The 19,509-nt window shown below is 57.0% G+C and carries 13 protein-coding genes and 2 tRNA genes; 7 read left to right on the top strand and 8 right to left on the bottom strand.

Features of this window, described 5'->3' with window-relative positions; translation table 11 throughout:
- Nucleotides 1-54: 54 nt before the first annotated feature.
- Nucleotides 55-1,509 (bottom strand): multidrug efflux MATE transporter EmmdR, encoded by a 1,455-nt coding sequence (gene emmdR / locus ACMWL8_RS03380; protein WP_120266864.1) that lies wholly within the window; start codon nucleotides 1,507-1,509, stop codon nucleotides 55-57.
- A 161-nt stretch (nucleotides 1,510-1,670) separates the two neighbouring features.
- On the opposite strand from emmdR, the gene ACMWL8_RS03375 reads away from it, so the two are divergent.
- Nucleotides 1,671-1,746, top strand: a tRNA-Asn gene (locus tag ACMWL8_RS03375).
- 142 nt (nucleotides 1,747-1,888) lie between these two features.
- Here the strand turns inward: ACMWL8_RS03375 and ACMWL8_RS03370 are convergent.
- The 3 genes from ACMWL8_RS03370 to shiA form a co-directional block, all read right to left on the bottom strand.
- The gene (locus ACMWL8_RS03370; protein WP_045260389.1) at nucleotides 1,889-3,655 is read right to left on the bottom strand and encodes an aminopeptidase P family protein; all 1,767 of its coding nucleotides are present in this window, start codon (nucleotides 3,653-3,655) and stop codon (nucleotides 1,889-1,891) included.
- An 18-nt stretch (nucleotides 3,656-3,673) separates the two neighbouring features.
- A complete protein-coding gene (locus tag ACMWL8_RS03365; RefSeq protein WP_041909184.1) occupies nucleotides 3,674-5,128 on the bottom strand; it encodes an AMP nucleosidase in 1,455 nt (484 codons plus the stop codon).
- Nucleotides 5,129-5,201: 73 nt separating this feature from the next.
- Nucleotides 5,202-6,518, bottom strand: a complete 1,317-nt coding sequence (gene shiA / locus ACMWL8_RS03360; RefSeq protein WP_045260388.1) for a shikimate transporter — start codon at nucleotides 6,516-6,518, stop codon at nucleotides 5,202-5,204.
- Nucleotides 6,519-6,773: 255 nt separating this feature from the next.
- On the opposite strand from shiA, the gene pagP reads away from it, so the two are divergent.
- Nucleotides 6,774-7,349, top strand: a complete 576-nt coding sequence (gene pagP / locus ACMWL8_RS03355; RefSeq protein ID WP_045260387.1) for a lipid IV(A) palmitoyltransferase PagP — start codon at nucleotides 6,774-6,776, stop codon at nucleotides 7,347-7,349.
- Here pagP and ACMWL8_RS03350 read toward each other — a convergent pair.
- The 3 genes from ACMWL8_RS03350 to ACMWL8_RS03340 are packed head-to-tail and all read right to left on the bottom strand — an operon-like array spanning nucleotide 7,346 to nucleotide 12,455.
- Nucleotides 7,346-8,311, bottom strand: a complete 966-nt coding sequence (locus ACMWL8_RS03350; protein WP_045260386.1) for an acyltransferase — start codon at nucleotides 8,309-8,311, stop codon at nucleotides 7,346-7,348. The genes pagP and ACMWL8_RS03350 overlap by 4 nt on opposite strands.
- The gene (locus ACMWL8_RS03345) at nucleotides 8,308-11,370 is read right to left on the bottom strand and encodes an efflux RND transporter permease subunit (RefSeq protein ID WP_045260385.1); all 3,063 of its coding nucleotides are present in this window, start codon (nucleotides 11,368-11,370) and stop codon (nucleotides 8,308-8,310) included. The genes ACMWL8_RS03350 and ACMWL8_RS03345 overlap by 4 nt, the downstream gene beginning before the upstream one ends.
- Nucleotides 11,370-12,455, bottom strand: coding sequence for an efflux RND transporter periplasmic adaptor subunit (locus ACMWL8_RS03340; protein ID WP_045260384.1), 1,086 nt, complete (start codon nucleotides 12,453-12,455; stop codon nucleotides 11,370-11,372). The genes ACMWL8_RS03345 and ACMWL8_RS03340 overlap by 1 nt, the downstream gene beginning before the upstream one ends.
- 394 nt (nucleotides 12,456-12,849) lie before the next feature.
- Here ACMWL8_RS03340 and ACMWL8_RS03335 point away from each other — a divergent pair, with 394 nt between their 5' ends.
- From ACMWL8_RS03335 to ldtA, 3 genes are all read left to right on the top strand, one after another.
- Nucleotides 12,850-13,281 (top strand): universal stress protein, encoded by a 432-nt coding sequence (locus tag ACMWL8_RS03335; protein ID WP_028013745.1) that lies wholly within the window; start codon nucleotides 12,850-12,852, stop codon nucleotides 13,279-13,281.
- A gap of 47 nt (nucleotides 13,282-13,328) precedes the next feature.
- A complete protein-coding gene (locus tag ACMWL8_RS03330) occupies nucleotides 13,329-16,022 on the top strand; it encodes a cation-transporting P-type ATPase (protein ID WP_045260383.1) in 2,694 nt (897 codons plus the stop codon).
- A 61-nt stretch (nucleotides 16,023-16,083) separates the two neighbouring features.
- The gene (ldtA, locus tag ACMWL8_RS03325; protein ID WP_045260382.1) at nucleotides 16,084-16,980 is read left to right on the top strand and encodes a L,D-transpeptidase; all 897 of its coding nucleotides are present in this window, start codon (nucleotides 16,084-16,086) and stop codon (nucleotides 16,978-16,980) included.
- Between the two features lie 135 nt (nucleotides 16,981-17,115).
- Here the strand turns inward: ldtA and ACMWL8_RS03320 are convergent.
- Nucleotides 17,116-17,191, bottom strand: a tRNA-Asn gene (locus tag ACMWL8_RS03320).
- A 320-nt stretch (nucleotides 17,192-17,511) separates the two neighbouring features.
- On the opposite strand from ACMWL8_RS03320, the gene nac reads away from it, so the two are divergent.
- Both nac and cbl read left to right on the top strand, forming a co-directional pair.
- A complete protein-coding gene (nac, locus tag ACMWL8_RS03315) occupies nucleotides 17,512-18,429 on the top strand; it encodes a nitrogen assimilation transcriptional regulator NAC (RefSeq protein ID WP_028013742.1) in 918 nt (305 codons plus the stop codon).
- A gap of 96 nt (nucleotides 18,430-18,525) precedes the next feature.
- Nucleotides 18,526-19,476: an HTH-type transcriptional regulator Cbl gene (gene cbl / locus ACMWL8_RS03310; protein WP_045260381.1), complete on the top strand. Its 951-nt coding sequence runs from the start codon at nucleotides 18,526-18,528 to the stop codon at nucleotides 19,474-19,476.
- The last annotated feature ends 33 nt before the right edge of the window (nucleotides 19,477-19,509 follow it).

The raw sequence follows: 19,509 nt of genomic DNA, 5'->3' as shown, positions 1-19,509 counted from the left end.
GCAGAATGCATATTTCCGATCGTTTGCCGAATTATTCTCCATTTCGCGCAATTGTCAGGCATTTTGTCGCGGATATTTCCACAGCCAGCGCCCGCTGACCATGCGCCAGTAGAACAGCGCCCCGCGTACGGCCCAGTCAAGGAACATCCCCAGCCAGACGCCCACCACGCCCCAGCCCAGCACCACGCCCAGCGTATAGCCCGCCACAACGCGACACCCCCACATGCCAAGCATGGACACCCACATGGCAAAACGGGCATCGCGCGCCCCTTTCAGCCCGGCAGGTAACACCCAGGATGCCGCCCAGATGGGCATAAAGGCGGCGTTGAGCCAGATAAGGATCTTCACCACCTCTTTCACGTCATCTTCGTGGGTATAGAACGCGGCCATCAGCCCGGCAAACGGCGCTGTGCCCCAGGCGATCAGCGTCAGCCCAATCGTCGACAGCCAGAACACATGGCGCAGCTGCCGCTCCGCCTGGCCTATCTGCCCTTTCCCGAGACGTTTCCCCGTGATGATGGTTGATGCCGACCCAAGGGCGTTACCCGGCAGGTTAATCAGCGAGGCGATGGAGAAGGCGATAAAGTTACCGGCGATAACGTCGGTGCCCATTCCGGCGACAAACATCTGCGTGAGCAGCTTCCCGCCGTTGAACAACACGGATTCAATGCTCGCGGGAATACCAATCCCCATCACTTCCCAGATAATGGCGAAATTAAAGGGCCGGAAATAGCTCTTAAGCGTAAGACGCAGCGAGGGGGTAATCCCCGTCATCAGCACCCCGATGATGGCCGCCGCACCGATATAGCGTGATATGGTTAATCCCAGCCCGGCCCCGACGAACCCCAGACCATCCCACGAGAACGCGCCGTAGATCAGCACGCTGCTGATGATGATATTCAGGATATTCATCCCACCGTTGATCAGCAGCGGGATTTTGGTGTTACCTGCCCCGCGCAGCGCGCCGCTGCCAATCAACGCGATGGCCGCCGCCGGATAGCTTAAGACGGTCATTTCGAGATAGGTCAGCGCCAGTTCCTTCACCTCGTTCGTGGCTTCCCCGGCGACAAAATCGATAATCTCTTTACCGAAATAGTGGATCACCGCCGCCAGAACAATCGAAAAGAGGGTCATGATCATCAGCGACTGACGTGCAGCCTCGCGCGCGCGTTTGGGATCCAGCTTGCCGAGACTAAAGGCCACCACAACCGTCGTCCCGAGATCGATGGCGGCAAAGAATGACATCACCACCATGTTAAAGCTGTCTGCCAGCCCGACCCCCGCCATCGCCTCTTTCCCCAGCCAGCTTACCAGGAAGGTGCTCAGCACTCCCATCAGCAGAACGCAGGTATTTTCCAGGAAAATAGGCACGGCAAGAGGGGTGATTTCACGCCAGAACAGAACACGATAGCTTTTACGTTTTGCGTACCATGGCGTGCGCACGATCGCCTGGCGCAGAGGGGCAGTGACGTTCAAAATGGACCTTAGCGAGAATAGTTGAAACTCCATTTCAAATGATGGGGGAGAAATGCTAATCCTGCAAAGTATTTTCCTGAAAAAGATGTGTGTATTTACAACAAACTGACGACAGAATCGGCAATCAGTCGATTTTCCCTAAGATCAGGTTTGACAAAAGTTTTTTCGCCGCTAAGATAAGCCTCCACAACGATTCCTCTGTAGTTCAGTCGGTAGAACGGCGGACTGTTAATCCGTATGTCACTGGTTCGAGTCCAGTCAGAGGAGCCAAATTTGAAAAGCCTGCTTTTGTAGCAGGCTTTTTGCTTTTCTACGTCAGGTAAATGCAAAACGGCAACCTTGTTGCCGTTTTTAGTGTTTTCACCCTCTCCCGTGGGAGAGGGATGGGGTGAGGGCATCAGACCGCACGAAATTACACACGAACCGGCGCCGTCGCCGCCTCAAGCCACGAACGCGCCTCGCTATTCACCAGCGGTGACAGCGCCTCACGTACCTGCTGATGATACTCATCCAGCCACTGCTTTTCCTGCTCGCTCAACAGGTCCAGCTCTACCTGGCTTAAATCAATCGGGATCAGCGTCAGAGAAGCAAATTTGCAAAACCCCGGACGGCTCTCCACTATCTCCACCTGGTTTTCAATACGGATACCGTGGCTATCGCCCAGATAGTATCCCGGCTCAATGGTCATGATGTTCCCTGCCACAAGCGGCCACGGGTTGACCTTTTTGGCGATGCGATGCGGGTTTTCGTGGATCAGAAGCTGGTGGCCCACGCCGTGCCCGGTACCGTGATCGTAATCCAGCCCCATCTCCCACAGGGGACGACGCGCGAAAGCATCCAGCTGGTGCCCCTGCGTACCGGAAGGGAACTGCAGGGTAATCAGCGACAGGAAGCCTCTCAGCACGGCGGTGTAGTGCAGACGCTGCTGCGAGGGGACATTACCCCACGCCAGCGTGCGCGTGGCATCGGTGGTGCCGTTAGCGTACTGACCGCCCGAATCGTTCAGGTAAAAATGGTTATGGCCGAGGGGCTTGTTGCTGGCCTCGCTTGAATGATAGTGGCACATCGCCGCATTGCTCGAAGAGGCGGAAATGGTCGCGAAACTCTGCTCGATAAAACCGGGCTGCTGTTTGCGAAATGCCAGCTGCTGCGCCTGCACTTCCAGCTCCGTTAGCGGTTGTCCCGCCGCCGCACGCAGCGGCACTTCGCGGCTCAGCCAGGCCAGGAAGTTGACCCACGCGGCGCCGTCCTGGAGATGGCACTTGCGATACCCTGCCAGCTCGACCGGGTTTTTGGTAGCCTTAATCAGGGTAATGGGATCGGTTCGCCAGACAATTTCACCGCGCGGTTCAATGGCAAAGCGCAGGGCCACCGGCGCGGAGTCGGCATCAACCATTACCCGCTTCCCTTCAGCAAGTTGCTGACAGCGCTCAATAAAGGTGTCCTGTGGCGCAATCGTGAAGGCGTTCAGAACTGCATCAGGGAGTTCTGCGAGCTTATTATCGTTAACAAACCACTCAACGCGGCCGTCGCGACCGAGCAGGGCAAATGAGAGCGGTACCGGACTGGTGGGGATATCTGAGCCGCGCACGTTGAGCAGCCACGCAATGTTATCCGGCAGAGTAACGGCCAGGTAGTCAGCGTTGTTCGCGGCCAGCACGGCGGCAACGCGCTGACGTTTGTCTTCGCTGCTTTCACCGCTTATCGCAACCGGCATCTCACGGATAAGCCCCGCCGGTGCGGCAGGGCGATCGGTCCATAAGGCGTCAAACGGTGACGCGTTCAGCGGCACGAGCACGCACGGTGTGGCAGACAACTGCGTAAACTCGGTATTCGTCATCAGCATTGGGTCGAAACCGATGCGCGTGCCAGCCGCGACGTTGGCCGTCAGCCAGTCTGCCAGCGGCTCGTTGTGCAGATGGTGGATCTCAACCTCATCCATATTCACCTGAACGCGGGCCTGCACCTGATAGCGCCCGTCGACGAACAGCAGCGCTTTATCCCTCAGTACCAGCGCGACGCCAGCAGAGCCGTCAAAGCCTGTCAGCCAGGCCAGCTTTTCGTCGTTTGACGCGCAATTCTCGCTTTGCCAGGCATCGGTGCGCGGAACGATCATCCCGTCGAGGCTGTTTTCCTGAAGCCACTGACGCAGGGCAGAGAGTGGAGTAGGGGTGTGCATGGTTTTTCCTTATTGTTATTAGCGGAACGGCGGCTCGTTGAAGGTGCGCAGCTTGCGCGAATGCAGTCGGTCGCCTTCCGCCCGCAGCAAGTCGATGGCGCGAATGCCGATCTGCAAATGTTCGGAAATCGCCCCTTCATAGAAACGGTTGGCCTGACCCGGCAGCTTAATTTCGCCGTGCAGCGGCTTATCGGACACGCACAGCAGCGTGCCGTAAGGAACGCGGAAGCGATACCCCTGGGCGGCGATAGTGGCGCTCTCCATATCAATCGCCACCGCTCGGCTCAGGTTGAAGCGCAGCGCGGAGGCGGAGTAACGCAGCTCCCAGTTGCGGTCATCCGTTGTCACCACCGTACCGGTACGCAGGCGCTGTTTGACCTCTTCACCCGGCATGCCGCTGACCTCTTTGGTGGCGTCGTAGAGCGCGCGCTGTACTTCGGCGATGCTCGGGATTGGGATATCCGGCGGCAGTACCGCATCCAGCACGTGGTCGTCGCGCAGATAGGCGTGGGCCAGCACGTAATCGCCAATCAGCTGGCTTTCGCGCAGGCCGCCGCAGTGGCCAATCATCAGCCACACGTCGGGGCGCAGCACCGCCAGATGGTCACAGATGGTTTTGGCGTTCGACGGGCCGACGCCGATGTTGATCAGGGTGATCCCCTGACCGTCGGCGGTGATCAGGTGCCAGGCGGGCATCTGGTGTTTTTTCCACGCCAGATCGGAGATGGCCTGCTCGGGCGCTTCGGTCTCGGCAGTGATCCAGATCCCGCCCGCGCAGGAGAGGGCGATATATGGACTGTCCGGATCAAGGATCTGGCTACAGCCCCAGCGAACGAACTCGTCCACGTAGCGGGTGTAGTTGGTAAACAGCACAAACGGCTGGAAATGCTCGGCGGGCGTGCCGGTGTAGTGGCGCAGGCGCGCCAGGGAGAAATCCACCCGACGGGCGTCAAAGTGCGACAGGGGGGAAAACTCTGCCGGGTGATAAATCCCGTCAGCCGTCTCATCGCCAATCTGTGACAGCTCGGTCGTTGGGAAGTGGCGGGTCAGTCCCGCGCTCATGGAGCGGTCAAGAGTTAGCGCCGAACCGTCAATCACGTACGGGTACGGGATCTCGTGCTGCGAAGGCTCCACGGCAATGTGCGCGCCGTAATCCTGATACAACAGCGTTAGCTGCTCTTCCAGATAGGGGCGGAACAGTGCAGGGCGGGTGACGGTGGTGCTGTAGCAGCCGGAGTGGGTAAAACGGGCGTAGGCGCGGGTTTTCGGCGTCGTGCTGGCGCTGCCGTCCCAGGTTACAGAGAGCGATGGATAAACAAAAAGGCCTTCGTTTCTGGCCTTTTGATCGGGAAGTTTCCCCGTTTCGATATATTCGCTAATGGCGCTGCGCAGCGCATTGACGGACTGTTCATACAGCGCGTCGAGTTTTTCCAGCGCCTGAGCCGGGGTCAGGCTGGAGCCCTTATTATTCATCTCTGTCTCCTTGTTCCACAGGTGTGCGACTCTATCCGATAGTATGTCACACGCCTGTGAAACAAAAGGGAGATCAGCGGTGGCTCGTCTCTTTCATTAACAGCGCCGTCGCTGCCGACAGCAGGCAGCCGGCCAGCAGATAAATCGCCACGCTGTGCCAGTTACCGCCGGAGAAGGTCACCAGCGCGGCGGCAATAAACGGCGTAAACCCGCCGCCGACCACGCTTGCCACCTGGTAACCCACGCCCGCGCCGCTGTAGCGATAGCTCGCGCCAAACAGTTCGGTAAACATCGGCTGCTGCACGCAGACCACCATATCGTGGGCGATGTTGGCGAGCATGATGGCGAAGAAGACAATCCAGAAAACCGACTGCGCCTCCAGCGCCATAAAGAACGGCCAGGCGCTGAGGGTGCCAATCAGCGCCCCGGTAATATAGACGCGACGGCGGCCAAACCGGTCCGCCAGCCAGGCGAAGCAGGGGATGGTCAGACAGCTGATCCCGCCGACCAGCAGGCCGATATTCAGAAACAGTTCGCGCGGCAGGCCGAGGTTCTGCGTGGAGTAGTTCAGCGCAAAGGCGGTAACGATATACATCGTCAGCAACTCGCACAGGCGCAGGGCGATGATTTTCAGAAAAGCGCCAGGGTGCCGAATCAGGGCTTCCATCACCGGCAGCCGCTTTTTGACGGACGGCTCCTCACGCTGCTGCTGTTCGAACTCTGCCGACTCATCCATCCCGTTGCGGATCCACAGGGCGGCAATGACCAGCACGATGCTGAAGATAAACGGGATGCGCCAGCCCCAGCTCAGAAACTGCGCGTCGGTGGTGAGCTGGCTGATTAACGATACCAGCCCGGTGGAAAGTAACAGCCCGACGCCGTACCCGACCTGCACGCCGCTGCTGTAAAACGCTTTCTTGTTTTTTGGCGCACTCTCAACGGATAACAGCGCCGCGCCGCCCCATTCGCCGCCCACGGCGAAGCCCTGAATGGCGCGCAGCGTCACCAGCAGCACAGGCGCCCACCAGCCAATAGCGGAAAACGAAGGAAGAATGCCAATCAGCGCGGTGGCGATCCCCATCATCCAGACGGTGAGCATCAGCATGCGCTTGCGGCCGAGGCGGTCGCCGAAGTGGCCGAAAATCACCCCGCCCAGCGGGCGAAACAGAAAGCCGACGCCGAAGGTGGCAAACGCGGCGAGGGTGCCCATCGCGGGGCTAACCTGAGGGAAAAACTCGCGGTTAAACACCAGCGCGGCGGTAATGCCGTAGAGCAGAAAATCATACCAGTCGACGACGGCACCCGCGAAGCTGCCGAGGGCGGCGCGGCGGGCGCGATTGAGCGAAGGTGTCTCCTCGTTGGGACGATCGGAGATGAGGGTGGAGTCCATAGTTGTCCTGTCCGTACTGTTTTTTATTATTGGTATAAGAAAAGGTCACTCACATAGCTGCCGTCATATAAACGGAACCTATGAGACTACCGCGACAAAACGCCTGAGAAAACGTTTTTATCTTTCCGGGAGGCGCTGAATAAATAAATTTCATCTTCCCCTGCCTCGAGATAAATCCGTCTGTTTGGCTCCGGTTCGTGCTGAATGGATTACAGTAATAGATACCGCTGCGTGACTAAAGCTGAGGGAAAAACGATGCAACGTAACTTTTCGGCATTCTGGATGATCCTGTTTTTATTCGCCGCACCGCTTCATGCCGAGCCGAAAGTCTATGGCGAACAGCGTATTAGCGGCTGGTGGAATGCGCTGACGGATGATATCTCCCAGACCTGGGAAGAGCCGCAACGTTACGATCTGTACCTGCCGTTTCTGAGCTGGCACGCCCGCTTTATGTACGACAAAGAAAAAACCGACGAGTACAACGAAATGCCGTGGGGCGGCGGCCTGGGCGTGTCCCGCTATAACGAAGAGGGCAACTGGAGCGCGCTTTTCGCAATGATGTTCAAGGACTCGCACAACGAATGGCAGCCCGCGATGGGCTATGGCTGGGAGAAGGGCTGGTATCTGGATAATGCCAAAGATTTCCGCCTTGGGCTCGGTGCCGCCGCGGGCATCACGGCGCGAGATGATTTTGCAAACTATGTGCCTCTGCCGTTCATCTTCCCGCTGTTTTCAGCTGGCTATAAGCGCGTTACCGTCCAGTTCACCTATATTCCTGGAACTTATAACAACGGCAACGTGCTCTTTGCCTGGCTACGCTTAGGCTTTTAAAGGGTGATCACCTTTTTTGCCACGGCGTTAGACAAGACCAGCATGGAGAAGAGAACTGAGGTGACGAACGTAAGCACAATCACCGCCAGCTTCATACCGAGAGAGGTCACCGGTATCAGCGCCGTCAGCAGATGAAACACCGAGTAGTGCACAATATACACGCCGGTCATCGTTTTGCTGATGGCGGCCAGAATGGACTCCTTTAATTCAGCATTGCGGCGAAAGCGAACGCCGTTCGCCGCAATCACCAGGGCAATAATCAGGATGTAGATCTGCGAGCCGGTGAGAATAAAGGCGTTTCTGTCGGCCTTAAACAGGGCAAAAAAGAAGTGGCGCTCGTAAAACCAGGTGAAGAGATAGATAAACGGGATGGCGACAACCGCCGCCCGGACCACATTTTTGCGGCTTATCCACTCAGCGACTTTTGGGTCGCAGAAGAGCTGCCCGGTCAGATAAAACAGCAGCCATGTCCACAGCCGATACTGCGGCGAAAGCGAAAGGACATGCGTTTCAGGATAAAGCGCTGATAGTAGATCGTATCCGTAGGAAAAGCACAGCAGAGCAGCAATCGCGCCGCAGAACAGCGATCTCCGCTGGCTAAGCCACTCCACCGCCGGGTGGAAGGTGTAAATCACGACAAATGCGAACACGAACCAGGGCTGAATTAAATACCCGCGTTGATAAGGCTCCCAGAGGTAGTAGATCGTTATCCAGAACAGAAAAACAATCACCAGACTTTTTATTTTACCCAACTGCCAGCGTGTACCGTGCCGGGATTGCCCGTCGAGATAGCCCGACACCACAAAAAACAGCGGCGTGGCGATGGTCGAGATAAAGGTTAAAAAGCCCAGGATCCAGTGATAGTCATAGTCATAATGATCCCAGGTATTGTAGATGGTGAAGAAGGTGACCGCCGTCATACAGCCCAGCGTCTTGATAATGTTCAGCCCTGTCGCATTCATTGTTGTTTGGCTTCGTCCTTACGATGGAAACACGCATAGATCACGGGGAGTACCAGTAGCGTCAGGATTGTAGCAAACCCCAGTCCAAACATAATCACAACGGCCATGCTCTGGAAGAAAACATCCAGCAGCAGCGGTGCCAGGCCAAGTACGGTCGTGAACGCGGTGAGCAGGATAGGGCGCAGGCGCGAGGTGGCGGCATAAACGATCGCGCTGTGCTGATCCTTGTGCGTTTTCTGCTGTTCGATCTCTTCCACCAGCACGATGCCGTTGCGGATGAGCATTCCGCTCAGGCTCAGCAGCCCAATCAGCGCCATAAAGCCAAAGGGAATGCCGGTAATTAAAAATCCTGGCGTGACGCCAATCAACGCCAGCGGTACGGTCAGCCAGATCGCGACGGCATTTTTTACCGAGCTGAACATCAGCACCGTAATAACAAACATCACCAGATACCCGAGAGGTAGCGTAGTGAACAGCCCTTGCTGCGCTTCGCTGGAGTTTTCCGCGTCGCCCCCCCACTCGATGCTGTAGCCGTGTGGCAGGGGAAGGGCATCCACCTGCGGCTTCACGCGGGCGAGAATATCACCGGAGGTTTGCTGGCTCAGCGGGTCCGGATCCGTCTGAACCGTCAGTACCCGCGAGCGGTCGCGTCGAAGGATGAGCGGATCTTCCCACTCCAGCGTGAAGCTGCTAACGACGTTACTCAGCGGGATATACTGCTGCCGCGCATGGCTCCACACCAGCACGTTGTTCAGGTGGCTGGCGTCCAGCCTTTCGCTTTCCGGAGGCCTCACCACCACGGGCAGCAGGTCACTGCCTTCCCGATATAACCCCGCCCGGCTGCCGGAGAAATTCATCTCCAGCGCGTTGTCGACGTCCTGCTTATCCACGCCAAGCTCGCGTCCCAGCGCGGCGACGTACTGCGGACGGATCACTTTGCTGCGGTTTTGCCAGTCGTTTCGGACGCTCCCCGTGGCCGGGTCGCGCGCCAGGATATCGTCCACCTGGCTGGCAATCAGACGCAGCCTGTCAGGATCCGGGCCTTTAATGCGCACTTCAATGGCGCTGTCGCCGGAGGGCCCAAACATCACCCGTTTCGTGCTGGCGTTGACCTGCGGGTAGTTACGCGCGATGTACTCATCCACGTAGCGCGTCAGCGCGGAGATGCTGCGCTGGTCATCCATACGCACCATGATCTGCGCGTAGTTGCTGTACTGCCGCTGTCCGCTGTAGGTCAGAATAAAGCGCATGCTCCCCTGACCGATGGTCGAGACGGTGGTTTCCACGCCGGGCCGTCCCTTGATGGTTTTCTCAATATCGCCAGTCATTTTCTCGGTCCATTTGATATCGGTCCCGTAGGGTAACCAGAGGTCGACAAAGAAAATCGGCGTATTGGACGACGGGAAAAAGTTTTGCCGCACCGCGCCAAACCCCCAGACAGACGCGGCCAGCAGGGCGGCCATCACTACCAGCGTCGGCGCTTTATGGTGCAGCAGTGCGTTCAGCAGGTGCTGGTAGAGGCGGTAGAGACGTTTGTCGTAAGGATCTGACTCGTCAGCGGCATCCGGCGCGCTGTCGTTTTTAAACAACCACCACTTAATCAGCACCGGGGTGAGGGTGAGCGCCGAGAACCAGCTCAGCATCAGGGAAATCAGCAGCACCTGGAACAGAGATTTACAGTATTCCCCGGTGGAATCCTGCGATAGCCCGATAGGGGCAAACGCAAGGATGGCGATCACCGTCGCCCCCAGCAGCGGCAGGGCGGAGCGGCGGATGATGTTGTTAACGGCGGTTAACAGCGGGGAGCCCTGCTGCCGGGCAATCAACACCCCTTCGACAATCACGATGGCGTTATCCACCAGCATGCTGAGGGCGATAATCAGCGCCCCGAGCGAGATGCGCTGTAGCTCAATGCCACACAGATACATAATCAGAAGCGTGCCCAGGACGTTAAGGGCGAGAGAAACCGCGATGATGATCCCGCTGCGTACGCCCATAAAGATCAGCAGCACGCCGATGACAATCGCCAGCGCCATCAGGAAGTTAATAATAAAACCGTTAACAGAGTGGCCCACTTCGGCTGCCTGATCGTAAAACAGATCTATCTGTATGCCTGCCGGTTTTTCCGCCGACATCTGGTTTAGCTTCGCCTCCAGCGCGTGGCCCACGTCGATCACGTTCACGCCGGGAATAAACGAGACGCCCATGGTGACGGCTTTTTTGCCGTTGGCATGGTAGATGCTGGGGGGCGATTCGTTCAGCCCGCGCGACAGCGTGGCGATATCCCGCAGGCGCGTCGCCGCCCCGGTGCCGGAAGGCGTGATGATGAGATCCGCCAGTTCATCGAGATTCTCGAACTCACCGGTCGGGTGCAGACGAATGGATTCGCTGCCGGAGGTGATTTCTCCGGCGCTGGAAACGACGTTGAGCCTGCTGAGCAGGGCGGAAAGCTGGTTCAGCGTAATGCCGCGCGCGGCCATTTTGGTCAGGGAAATATCGATGTTGACCTGTTGGCTAATGGCCCCGCCGATGGCGACTTTCGCGACCCCGGGAACCAGAATCAACGCGCGGCGCAGCTGCTCTGCATATCTCACCAGTTCAGGATTACTGAATTCATCCCCGGAAATGGCGAAGAAGAAGCCGAACACGTCGCCGAAATCGTCATTCACAAAGGGCGTGACGACGCCGGGCGGGAACTGACGCGAGGCATCGCCCACGCGGCGGCGCAGCTCATCCCAAATCTGCGGCAGTTCGTTCGAGTGATAGCGTGAAGCGATATTGACGGTGATTTGCGACAGCCCGTTTGAAGAGATGGAGCTCACGTTGTCCAGATAAGGCAGCTGCTGAAGGGCATTCTCCAGCGGCAGCGTCACCTCTTCTTCAACCTGCTGAGCGGATGCGCCGGGGTAGTGGGTGACCACGACTGCGGTTTTGATGGTAAAGGCGGGATCTTCCAGCCTGCCGATATTCAACAGGGCGAAAATCCCCCCAATGCCCAGCAGCAGAATCGTTAGCCAGACGCGAACCGGGTTATTAATAAATTGACGAGTGATATCCATTACAGTCCCCGTTCACGCGTCCAGATACGCACCGGCTGGTTAGCATGGAGCTCTCCCACGCCTGCGGCCACCACGCGCTCGCCCGCCTTAAGCCCGCTGGTGATCGTCACGCCTTCGGTTATCACTTGCCCCACGCTGACCTTGCGGTCTTCAAGATGGAGCGTGTCGCCTTCTCCCGCCACAACCCAGACGTGCGGCTCATTGCGCGGGCTGTTGTCCGGGTTAAAAACTGCCTCAACCGGTACAACCAGCGCCTGAGCGCCCGCGCCAGCCGGGAGGTTGGTTAAATTGATGGTAACCGTACCGCTTACGCCACCGACGGCGGGAAAATCATCTGGTCGCGGCATGGTCAGTATTACCTGCCAGGTCAGGGTATTACTGTCGCTGCTGCCCGAGTGCTCTTTGTAGACGGCGGTAAATTCCCGATCCGGAATGGCGTTAATTCTCACGACCGGACGATACTGCGCGTTGCGGATATCAAAGGTCTTAAACAGGTTTTCAGGGATGCTGAACACCACGTCAAGCAGATCGGTGCGGGTTAACGTCGCAATGGGCTGACCGGCAGACACCACCTGATGGTTTCGGACATGTACGCTGGCCGCCGTCCCGCTGAAGGGGGCGACGAGCGTCATCTGATTCAACTCTTCTCGGGCAATCTGCAGCGCCGCATTCGCCGAATCGCGGTTCGCACGCTGCACGTCCATTTCGGCTTTCGAAATCGCCTGGCGGCCCGCCAGCGTCTGGAAGCGATCGAACTGTCTCTGGGCCAGCGTCGCCGCCGTCTGCCTGTCGTTAACCCGCTGCTGGGCTTCACGGGCGTTCAATCTTGCAAGCTGTTGGCCCTGCTTGATGGCTGCGCCCTGACGCACATCGAGCGCTTCAATTTGACCAGCGCGCTTGAAGGAAAGGTCTGTGGCATCGCCCGATTCAATGCGGGCGGGAAAAACGCGCTGCTGGGCATGACCGGGAACCGTCACCTCCGCCACTTTAACCATTCTGGGCAGGGGGGAGGCTTGTTCAGGTTTAGGATCGCACGCCGTGAGCGTTAACAAAACGAACGGTAAAAGAGAGAGGTAGCGGTTCACTGTATTCCCCTAATAAATAACTGTTTTATTTATTCCATAACCTGGACAGGGGTGACACTATTCTGCCAGAACAGTGACGACCATATAGGTAAATAAACCAATCGCCGTGCTGGCGATAATGGCAAGCGCAATAAACATACCCAGTCGGATCAGGCTTATGCCATACATACATTCCTCCATGAGCCGGAAGCGGTAACTCACTATGAGCATAGTCGGCGAAAAGATAAATGTTAAATAACCATTAGCAGTGGGGACGCGCTAAACCTGAAATTCCTGTGCTACGTTTAATATTATTCATCTCTTTTACCGTAACTGGCATTAAGGGCAACCCCCTGCATTTAATGCGTTTTTTGCTTCATTCACTCTCATGTTGGTTATAAAAAGGATGCTCGATATGTATAAAAACATTCTCGTTCCGGTGGATGTCTACGAGACAAGCCTGGCGGATAAAGCGTTGCAGCATGCACAGTTTCTGGCGCAAAGCGCATTGGGTGACATTCATTTGCTGCACGTCATGCCAAAATTTTCAGCCGAGCTGACGCGCGGTTTTATTTCAGATGCGCGAAAGATGGATGAATATATGATTAATAATTCAAAAGAAAAACTGTCTGACCTGGTCAAAAAATTGAATTTGCCAGAAGAGCGCGTTCACCTCCATGTTCGCAGCGGAAATGTTCGTGATGAGGTTATTAAGCTGGCAGATGAACTTGCTGCTGGCGCGATTATCGTCGGCTCCCGCAATCCAAATATTCAAACCCATTTGTTAGGATCGGAGGCGGCAAGTATTGTTCGTTACGCCCATGTTCCTGTTTTCGTTATTCGTTAATTTCATGAAAGCAAGGTGATTTCTGAATAGAACCTGAGGAAGTGACAATGAAAACAGGAAAACCTGAACGTCCGTATTATCAACAAACCGTTGATGAAACCCTGTCGAATATCCACTCCACTCTGGAAGGACTTAGTGGCACTGAGGCATCAGCCCGACTTCAGCAGCATGGTGAGAATGCGTTACCGCAAAAAAAGGGCAAACCCGCCTGGCTGCGCTTCCTGGCGCATTTTAACGATGTACTGATTTACGTTCTGCTGGTGGCCGCGTTGCTTAAGCTCTTTATGGGCCACTGGGTAGACATGTTTGTGATCCTTGGGGTTGCCATCATTAACGCGCTGATCGGCCATATCCAGGAGAGCAATGCTGAGAAATCGTTGCAGAGTATTCGCAATATGCTCTCCAGCGAAGCCGTGGTGGTACGACAGGGGAATCATGAAACGATCCCTACTACGGCGCTGGTCCCGGGCGATATCGTGGTGATCCGCGCCGGGGATCGTATCCCTGCGGACCTGCGCGTGATTGAGGCGCATAACCTTCGCGTGGAGGAGGCCATCCTGACTGGCGAATCCACCGTTGTTGAGAAAAACAGCGATGCGTTAAGCGGGGAACTGCCCTTAGGCGATCGCTATAATCTGCTCTACTCAGGCACCACCGTCAGCTCCGGCGGCGGTAAAGGCGTGGTGGTGGCAACCGGGGGCGAGACCGAGCTTGGCCACATCAATCAGATGATGTCCGACATTGAAAAGCACCGCACGCCGCTGATGGTGCAGATGGACAAGCTCGGTAAGACCATTTTCATCACTATCCTGGTGATGATGGTAGCGCTGTTCGTCTTTAGCCTCCTGTTCCGGGATATGCCGGTTTCTGAACTGGTGCTGTCGCTTATCAGCCTCGCCGTTGCCGCCGTGCCGGAAGGCCTGCCGGCCATCATTTCCATCATCCTTTCGCTTGGCGTACAGGCCATGGCGCGTCGCAAGGCCATTATTCGCAAGTTGCCCACGGTGGAAACCCTGGGCGCAATGACGGTCATCTGCTCGGATAAAACCGGCACCCTGACGATGAATGAAATGACGGTCAAAGCGGTGATTACCGCTGACACGACCTATCGCGTGGAGGGCGACAGCTACGAACCGGTGGGGAATATTCACCCCGTAGATGACCCGACGCCCGTCAGCGTGACGCAGGGTTCCCTGCTGGAACGCTACCTGCGCACCATTGACCTCTGTAATGACAGCCAGCTGATCAAAGACGAGCAGGGGCTGTGGAAAATCACCGGAGGACCCACCGAGGGCGCCCTGAAGGTGCTGGCGGCGAAAATCCCGCTCCCACCGCTTGATACGGAAATGCGCAGTAAAATCCCGTTTGATTCGCAGTATAAATACATGTCCACGCTCTACCGACTGGGTGAAGAAGAGGCGATTTTAATCACCGGCGCGCCGGACGTTCTGTTCCGCCTCTGCCAGTACCAGCAGACGAATGACGGACTGCAGCCGTTCAATCAACCTTACTGGGAAGGGAAGATTGAAGAGTATGCCCGGGAAGGGCTGCGCATGGTGGCGGCGGCCTGGAAACCTGCCCGCGAAGGACAGCGCGATCTGGATCACCCGGACCTCCATGATGGCGTGATCCTGTTGGGTATTGCAGGAATGATGGATCCGCCGCGTCCGGAGGCCATTACCGCGATTGCCGACTGTCTGCAGGCCGGGATTCGCGTGAAAATGATCACCGGCGACCACCCGCAAACGGCCATGAGCATCGGGCAAATGCTGGGGATTGGTAACGCCGCAAGCGCGATCACCGGACGCGAGCTGGAGGCGATGGATGACCGTCAGCTGAGCGACGCCGCGCAGCAGTACGATATTTTCGCCCGAACCAGCCCGGAGGATAAATTCCGCCTCGTGCAGGCCCTGCAAAGTAAACAGGAAGTGGTGGGCATGACCGGGGATGGCGTAAACGATGCCCCGGCGCTCAAGCGGGCGGATGTGGGTATCGCCATGGGGATTAAGGGGACTGAGGTCACCAAGGAAGCCGCCGACATGGTGTTAACGGATGACAACTTTGCCACCATTGCCAGTGCGGTCCACGAGGGACGGCGGGTTTACGATAACCTGAAAAAAACGATTCTGTTCGTTATCCCGAGCAACATCGCGCAGGCCCTGCTGATCATCATCGCGCTGCTGGCGGGGAACCTGATTCCGCTGACGCCGGTCCTGATCCTGTGGATGAACATGGCGACGTCAGCAACCCTGTCGTTTGGCCTGGCGTTTGAAGCGGGTGAGAAGGACATCATGAATCGGCCACCGCGCAAGGCGAATCTGCATGTGATGGACGGCTACGCTATCTGGCGCGTGGTGTTTGTCGGTCTGATGATTGCCATTAGCGCCTTCGTGCTGGAAGCCTGGCTACAGCCGCGCGGCTACTCGGCGGAATTCATCCGCACCGTGCTGCTGCAAACCCTGGTGACCGCGCAGTGGTTCTACATGCTCAACTGTCGCGTTAATGACGGCTTCTCGCTGAGCAAAGGTCTGCTGGCGAATAAAGGGATTTGGATCGTGAGCGGCGTACTGCTGGCGCTACAGCTTCTTATCATTTACGCCCCGTTCATGCAGATGCTGTTTGGCACCGAAGCGCTGCCGTTCCGCTACTGGGTCATTACCTTCCTGATTGGTTTTGTGATGTTCCTTATTGTCGAGGCGGAAAAAGTGCTGACGCGCAGATGGCGTAAAATCGAAGCGTAATAGCGTAAACTGAGAAAGCCTGCCTGAGTCCAGGCTTTCTCTTTTGTGAGCACAGGAAATTATGATGCGACTTACCTGGTTCGTCCTTACGCTGTGTGCCGCTGTTCCGAGTGCGTTTGCCGTAACCTATACCCTACCGCCGGAAGGCAGTCGGCTGGTGGGAACCCCGATTACCATCACCGTTCCCGAGCGCAATACGTTACCGCTTGAGGCCTTTGCTGCACAGCACGGGCTGGGGCTCAGCAATATGCTGGAAGCGAACCCGGGCGTGGATCCGTTTTTGCCGAAATCCGGCACCCGGCTGGTCATTCCTCAGCAGTTGATTTTGCCCGACACCGTGCGCGAGGGGATTGTCGTTAACGTGGCGGAAATGCGTCTCTACTATTATCCGCCGGGCAGCAATACCGTCGAAGTATTGCCCATCGGCATTGGTCAGGCCGGTCGCGAAACCCCGCGTAACTGGGTCACGGCGGTTGAGCGCAAGCAGGAGGGCCCCACCTGGTCACCTACGCCGAACACGCGTCGTGCCTATGCGGCAGAGGGGAAAACGCTGCCCGCCTTCGTGCCCGCCGGGCCGGATAACCCGATGGGGCTGTATGCGATATATATCGGCAGGCTATATGCCATACACGGCACAAACTCCAATTTCGGCATTGGGCTGCGGGTGAGCCAGGGTTGTATTCGTCTGCGTAACAATGACATTAAATATCTTTTCGATAATGTCCCCGTGGGCACCCGCGTGCAGCTTATCGATCGGCCCGTTAAGGTGACCACGGAGCCGGACGGCAGCCGGTGGGTGGAGGTTCACGAACCGCTGTCGCGTAACCGGGCGGAATTTGAATCGAGCCGGAAAGTGCCTCTGCCCATCTCCGCCGCACAGCAGACACAGTTGATAAACGAGGGGGCGGGCGCTGAACTGGAACGGCGGTCGGGGATGCCGGTTAAAATCGGCATGTGAAGCCCTTTTCGCCCGGTGGCGCTGCGCTTACCGGGCCTACAGTCCCGTAGGTCGGGTAAGGCGAAGCCGCCACCCGACAATTCTACCCGACGCAGAAAAGCAAAAAGCCTGCTTTAAAAGCAGGCTTTTCAAATTTGGCTCCTCTGACTGGACTCGAACCAGTGACATACGGATTAACAGTCCGCCGTTCTACCGACTGAACTACAGAGGAATCGTGTGAACGGGGCGCATATTATCGACCTGCGTTCGCCTTGTCAAAGGGTGGATCAACGCCTTTTGATCGTTTGCTGACAAAATCGGCAAAATGATGTTTTTGACAGCACAATGCACCGTAATGGTGCGGATATACCTCTAATGGGGCAGATCGTAAACTGCTGTTTCAGTAATAAATCACCCCTCCATGATTAGGTTTCCTTATTTTCAGGCGGTTAGCGAACAATTCAGACCGCACGGTAAAAGTGGCATTCATATTGCAAAACCTGTTCAACAACGACAGCCGGTTCCGGCAATGCATTTCGAACAGGGGGCAAAATGAACTTAAGACGACTGAAATACTTCGTAAAAATCGTCGATATCGGCAGCCTGACTCAAGCGGCAGAAGTGCTGCACATCGCGCAGCCTGCGCTGAGCCAGCAGGTGGCTACTCTGGAAGGCGAGATGGATCAGCAGTTACTGATCCGCACCAAACGCGGCGTCACGCCAACGGAAGCAGGCAAGATCCTGTATACCCACGCCCGCACTATCCTGCGTCAGTGTGAACAGGCGCAGCTGGCGGTGAACAACGTGGGCCAGACCCTGAGCGGGCACGTTTCTATCGGGCTGGCGCCGGGAACGGCGGCGTCCTCTATCACTATGCCGCTTCTGCAGGCCGTGCGCGCTGAGCTTCCGGAAGTGCTGGTCTATCTGCATGAAAACAGTGGCTCTGTACTGAATGACAAGCTGCTCAACGGCCAGCTGGACATGGCGGTCCTTTACGATCGCTCCCCGGTTGCCGGGATCACCAGCCAGCCGCTGCTCAAGGAAGATCTCTACCTCGTGGGCACCCGCGACTGTCCGGGCCAGAGCGTCGATCTTACCGCCGTGGCAGAGATGAACCTCTATCTGCCGCGCGACTACAGCGCCGTGCGCGTGCGTGTGGACGAAGCGTTCTCCCTGCGCCGTCTGACGGCCAAAATCATCGGCGAAATCGACTCAATCTCCACGCTGACCGCGGCCATTGCCAGCGGAATGGGTGTCACCGTACTGCCGGAATCCGCCGCGCGCTCGCTGTGCGGTGCGGCAAACGGCTGGATGGCGCGGATCACCACGCCTTCGATGAGCCTGCCGCTGTCGCTGAACATGTCCGCTCGCGGCTCGCTGTCGCCTCAGGCGCAGGCGGTAAAAGAGATTTTAATGTCGCTGGTCAGCAAGCCGTCGCTTGAGAACCGTGAGCTCCAGCTCGTGAGCTGATATTCCAGAAAAGCATAAGATGCTGGTTTTTATTATTTGTTCTGCAGCTCGGCTGACTCTAACAATAGAGCTATGTCAGATGCGCCGGAGTGAATCGTGAATTTCCAGCAACTTAAAATTATCCGTGAGGCGGCCAGGCGGGACTACAACCTGACCGAGGTCGCCAATATGCTTTATACCTCTCAGTCCGGCGTCAGCCGCCATATCCGCGAGCTGGAAGAGGAGCTGGGCATAGAGATCTTTATCCGCCGCGGCAAGCGCCTGCTCGGCATGACGGAGCCGGGTAAAGCATTGCTCACCATCGCGGAGCGGATCCTCAACGAGGCCAGTAACGTGCGTCGCCTGGCGGATCTCTTCACCAACGATGCCTCCGGCGTGCTCACCATCGCCACCACCCACACCCAGGCGCGCTACAGCCTGCCGCCGGTGATCAAAGCCTTCCGCGAACTTTTCCCTGACGTCCGTCTGGAGCTTATCCAGGGCACGCCGCAGGAAATTGAAGGGCTGCTGCAAAACGGTGGGGCAGATATCGGCATTGCCAGCGAGCGATTGAGCAACGACCCGCTGCTGGTGGCCTTTCCCTGGTTCCGCTGGTACCACAGCCTGTTGCTCCCGCTCGATCATCCGTTGAATCAGGTTTCACCACTGACGCTGGAAGCGATCGCGAAATGGCCGCTGATTACGTATCGCCAGGGCATAACCGGACGCTCGCGCATAGACGAGGCCTTCAACCGTAAAGGATTAACGCCGGACATCGTGCTGAGCGCGCAGGACTCTGACGTGATCAAAACCTACGTCGAGCTGGGTCTGGGCATTGGCCTGGTGGCGGAACAGTCCAGCGGAGAACGCGAAGATGGGAACCTGGTGCGCCTGGATACGCGGCATCTGTTTGACGCCAATACAGTGTGGCTGGGCCTGAAGCGCGGGCAGCTGCAGCGCAACTATGTGTGGCGCTTTATCGAGCTGTGCAATGCCGGGCTGTCGGTGGACGAGATCAAACGCCAGGTAATGGAGCCGGAAGAAGTGGCGATTGATTATCAGATTTAATAATGCAACTTAGGCAAGCAGTCTGTTATCGTT

The organism is Enterobacter sp. 04-C-12-SI-ECC (genome assembly GCF_047530715.1).
Taxonomy (GTDB): Bacteria; Pseudomonadota; Gammaproteobacteria; order Enterobacterales; family Enterobacteriaceae; genus Enterobacter; species Enterobacter bugandensis.
The sequence above is the reverse complement of the archived record's forward strand: the minus strand, read 5'-3'. Positions and strand labels throughout refer to the sequence as shown.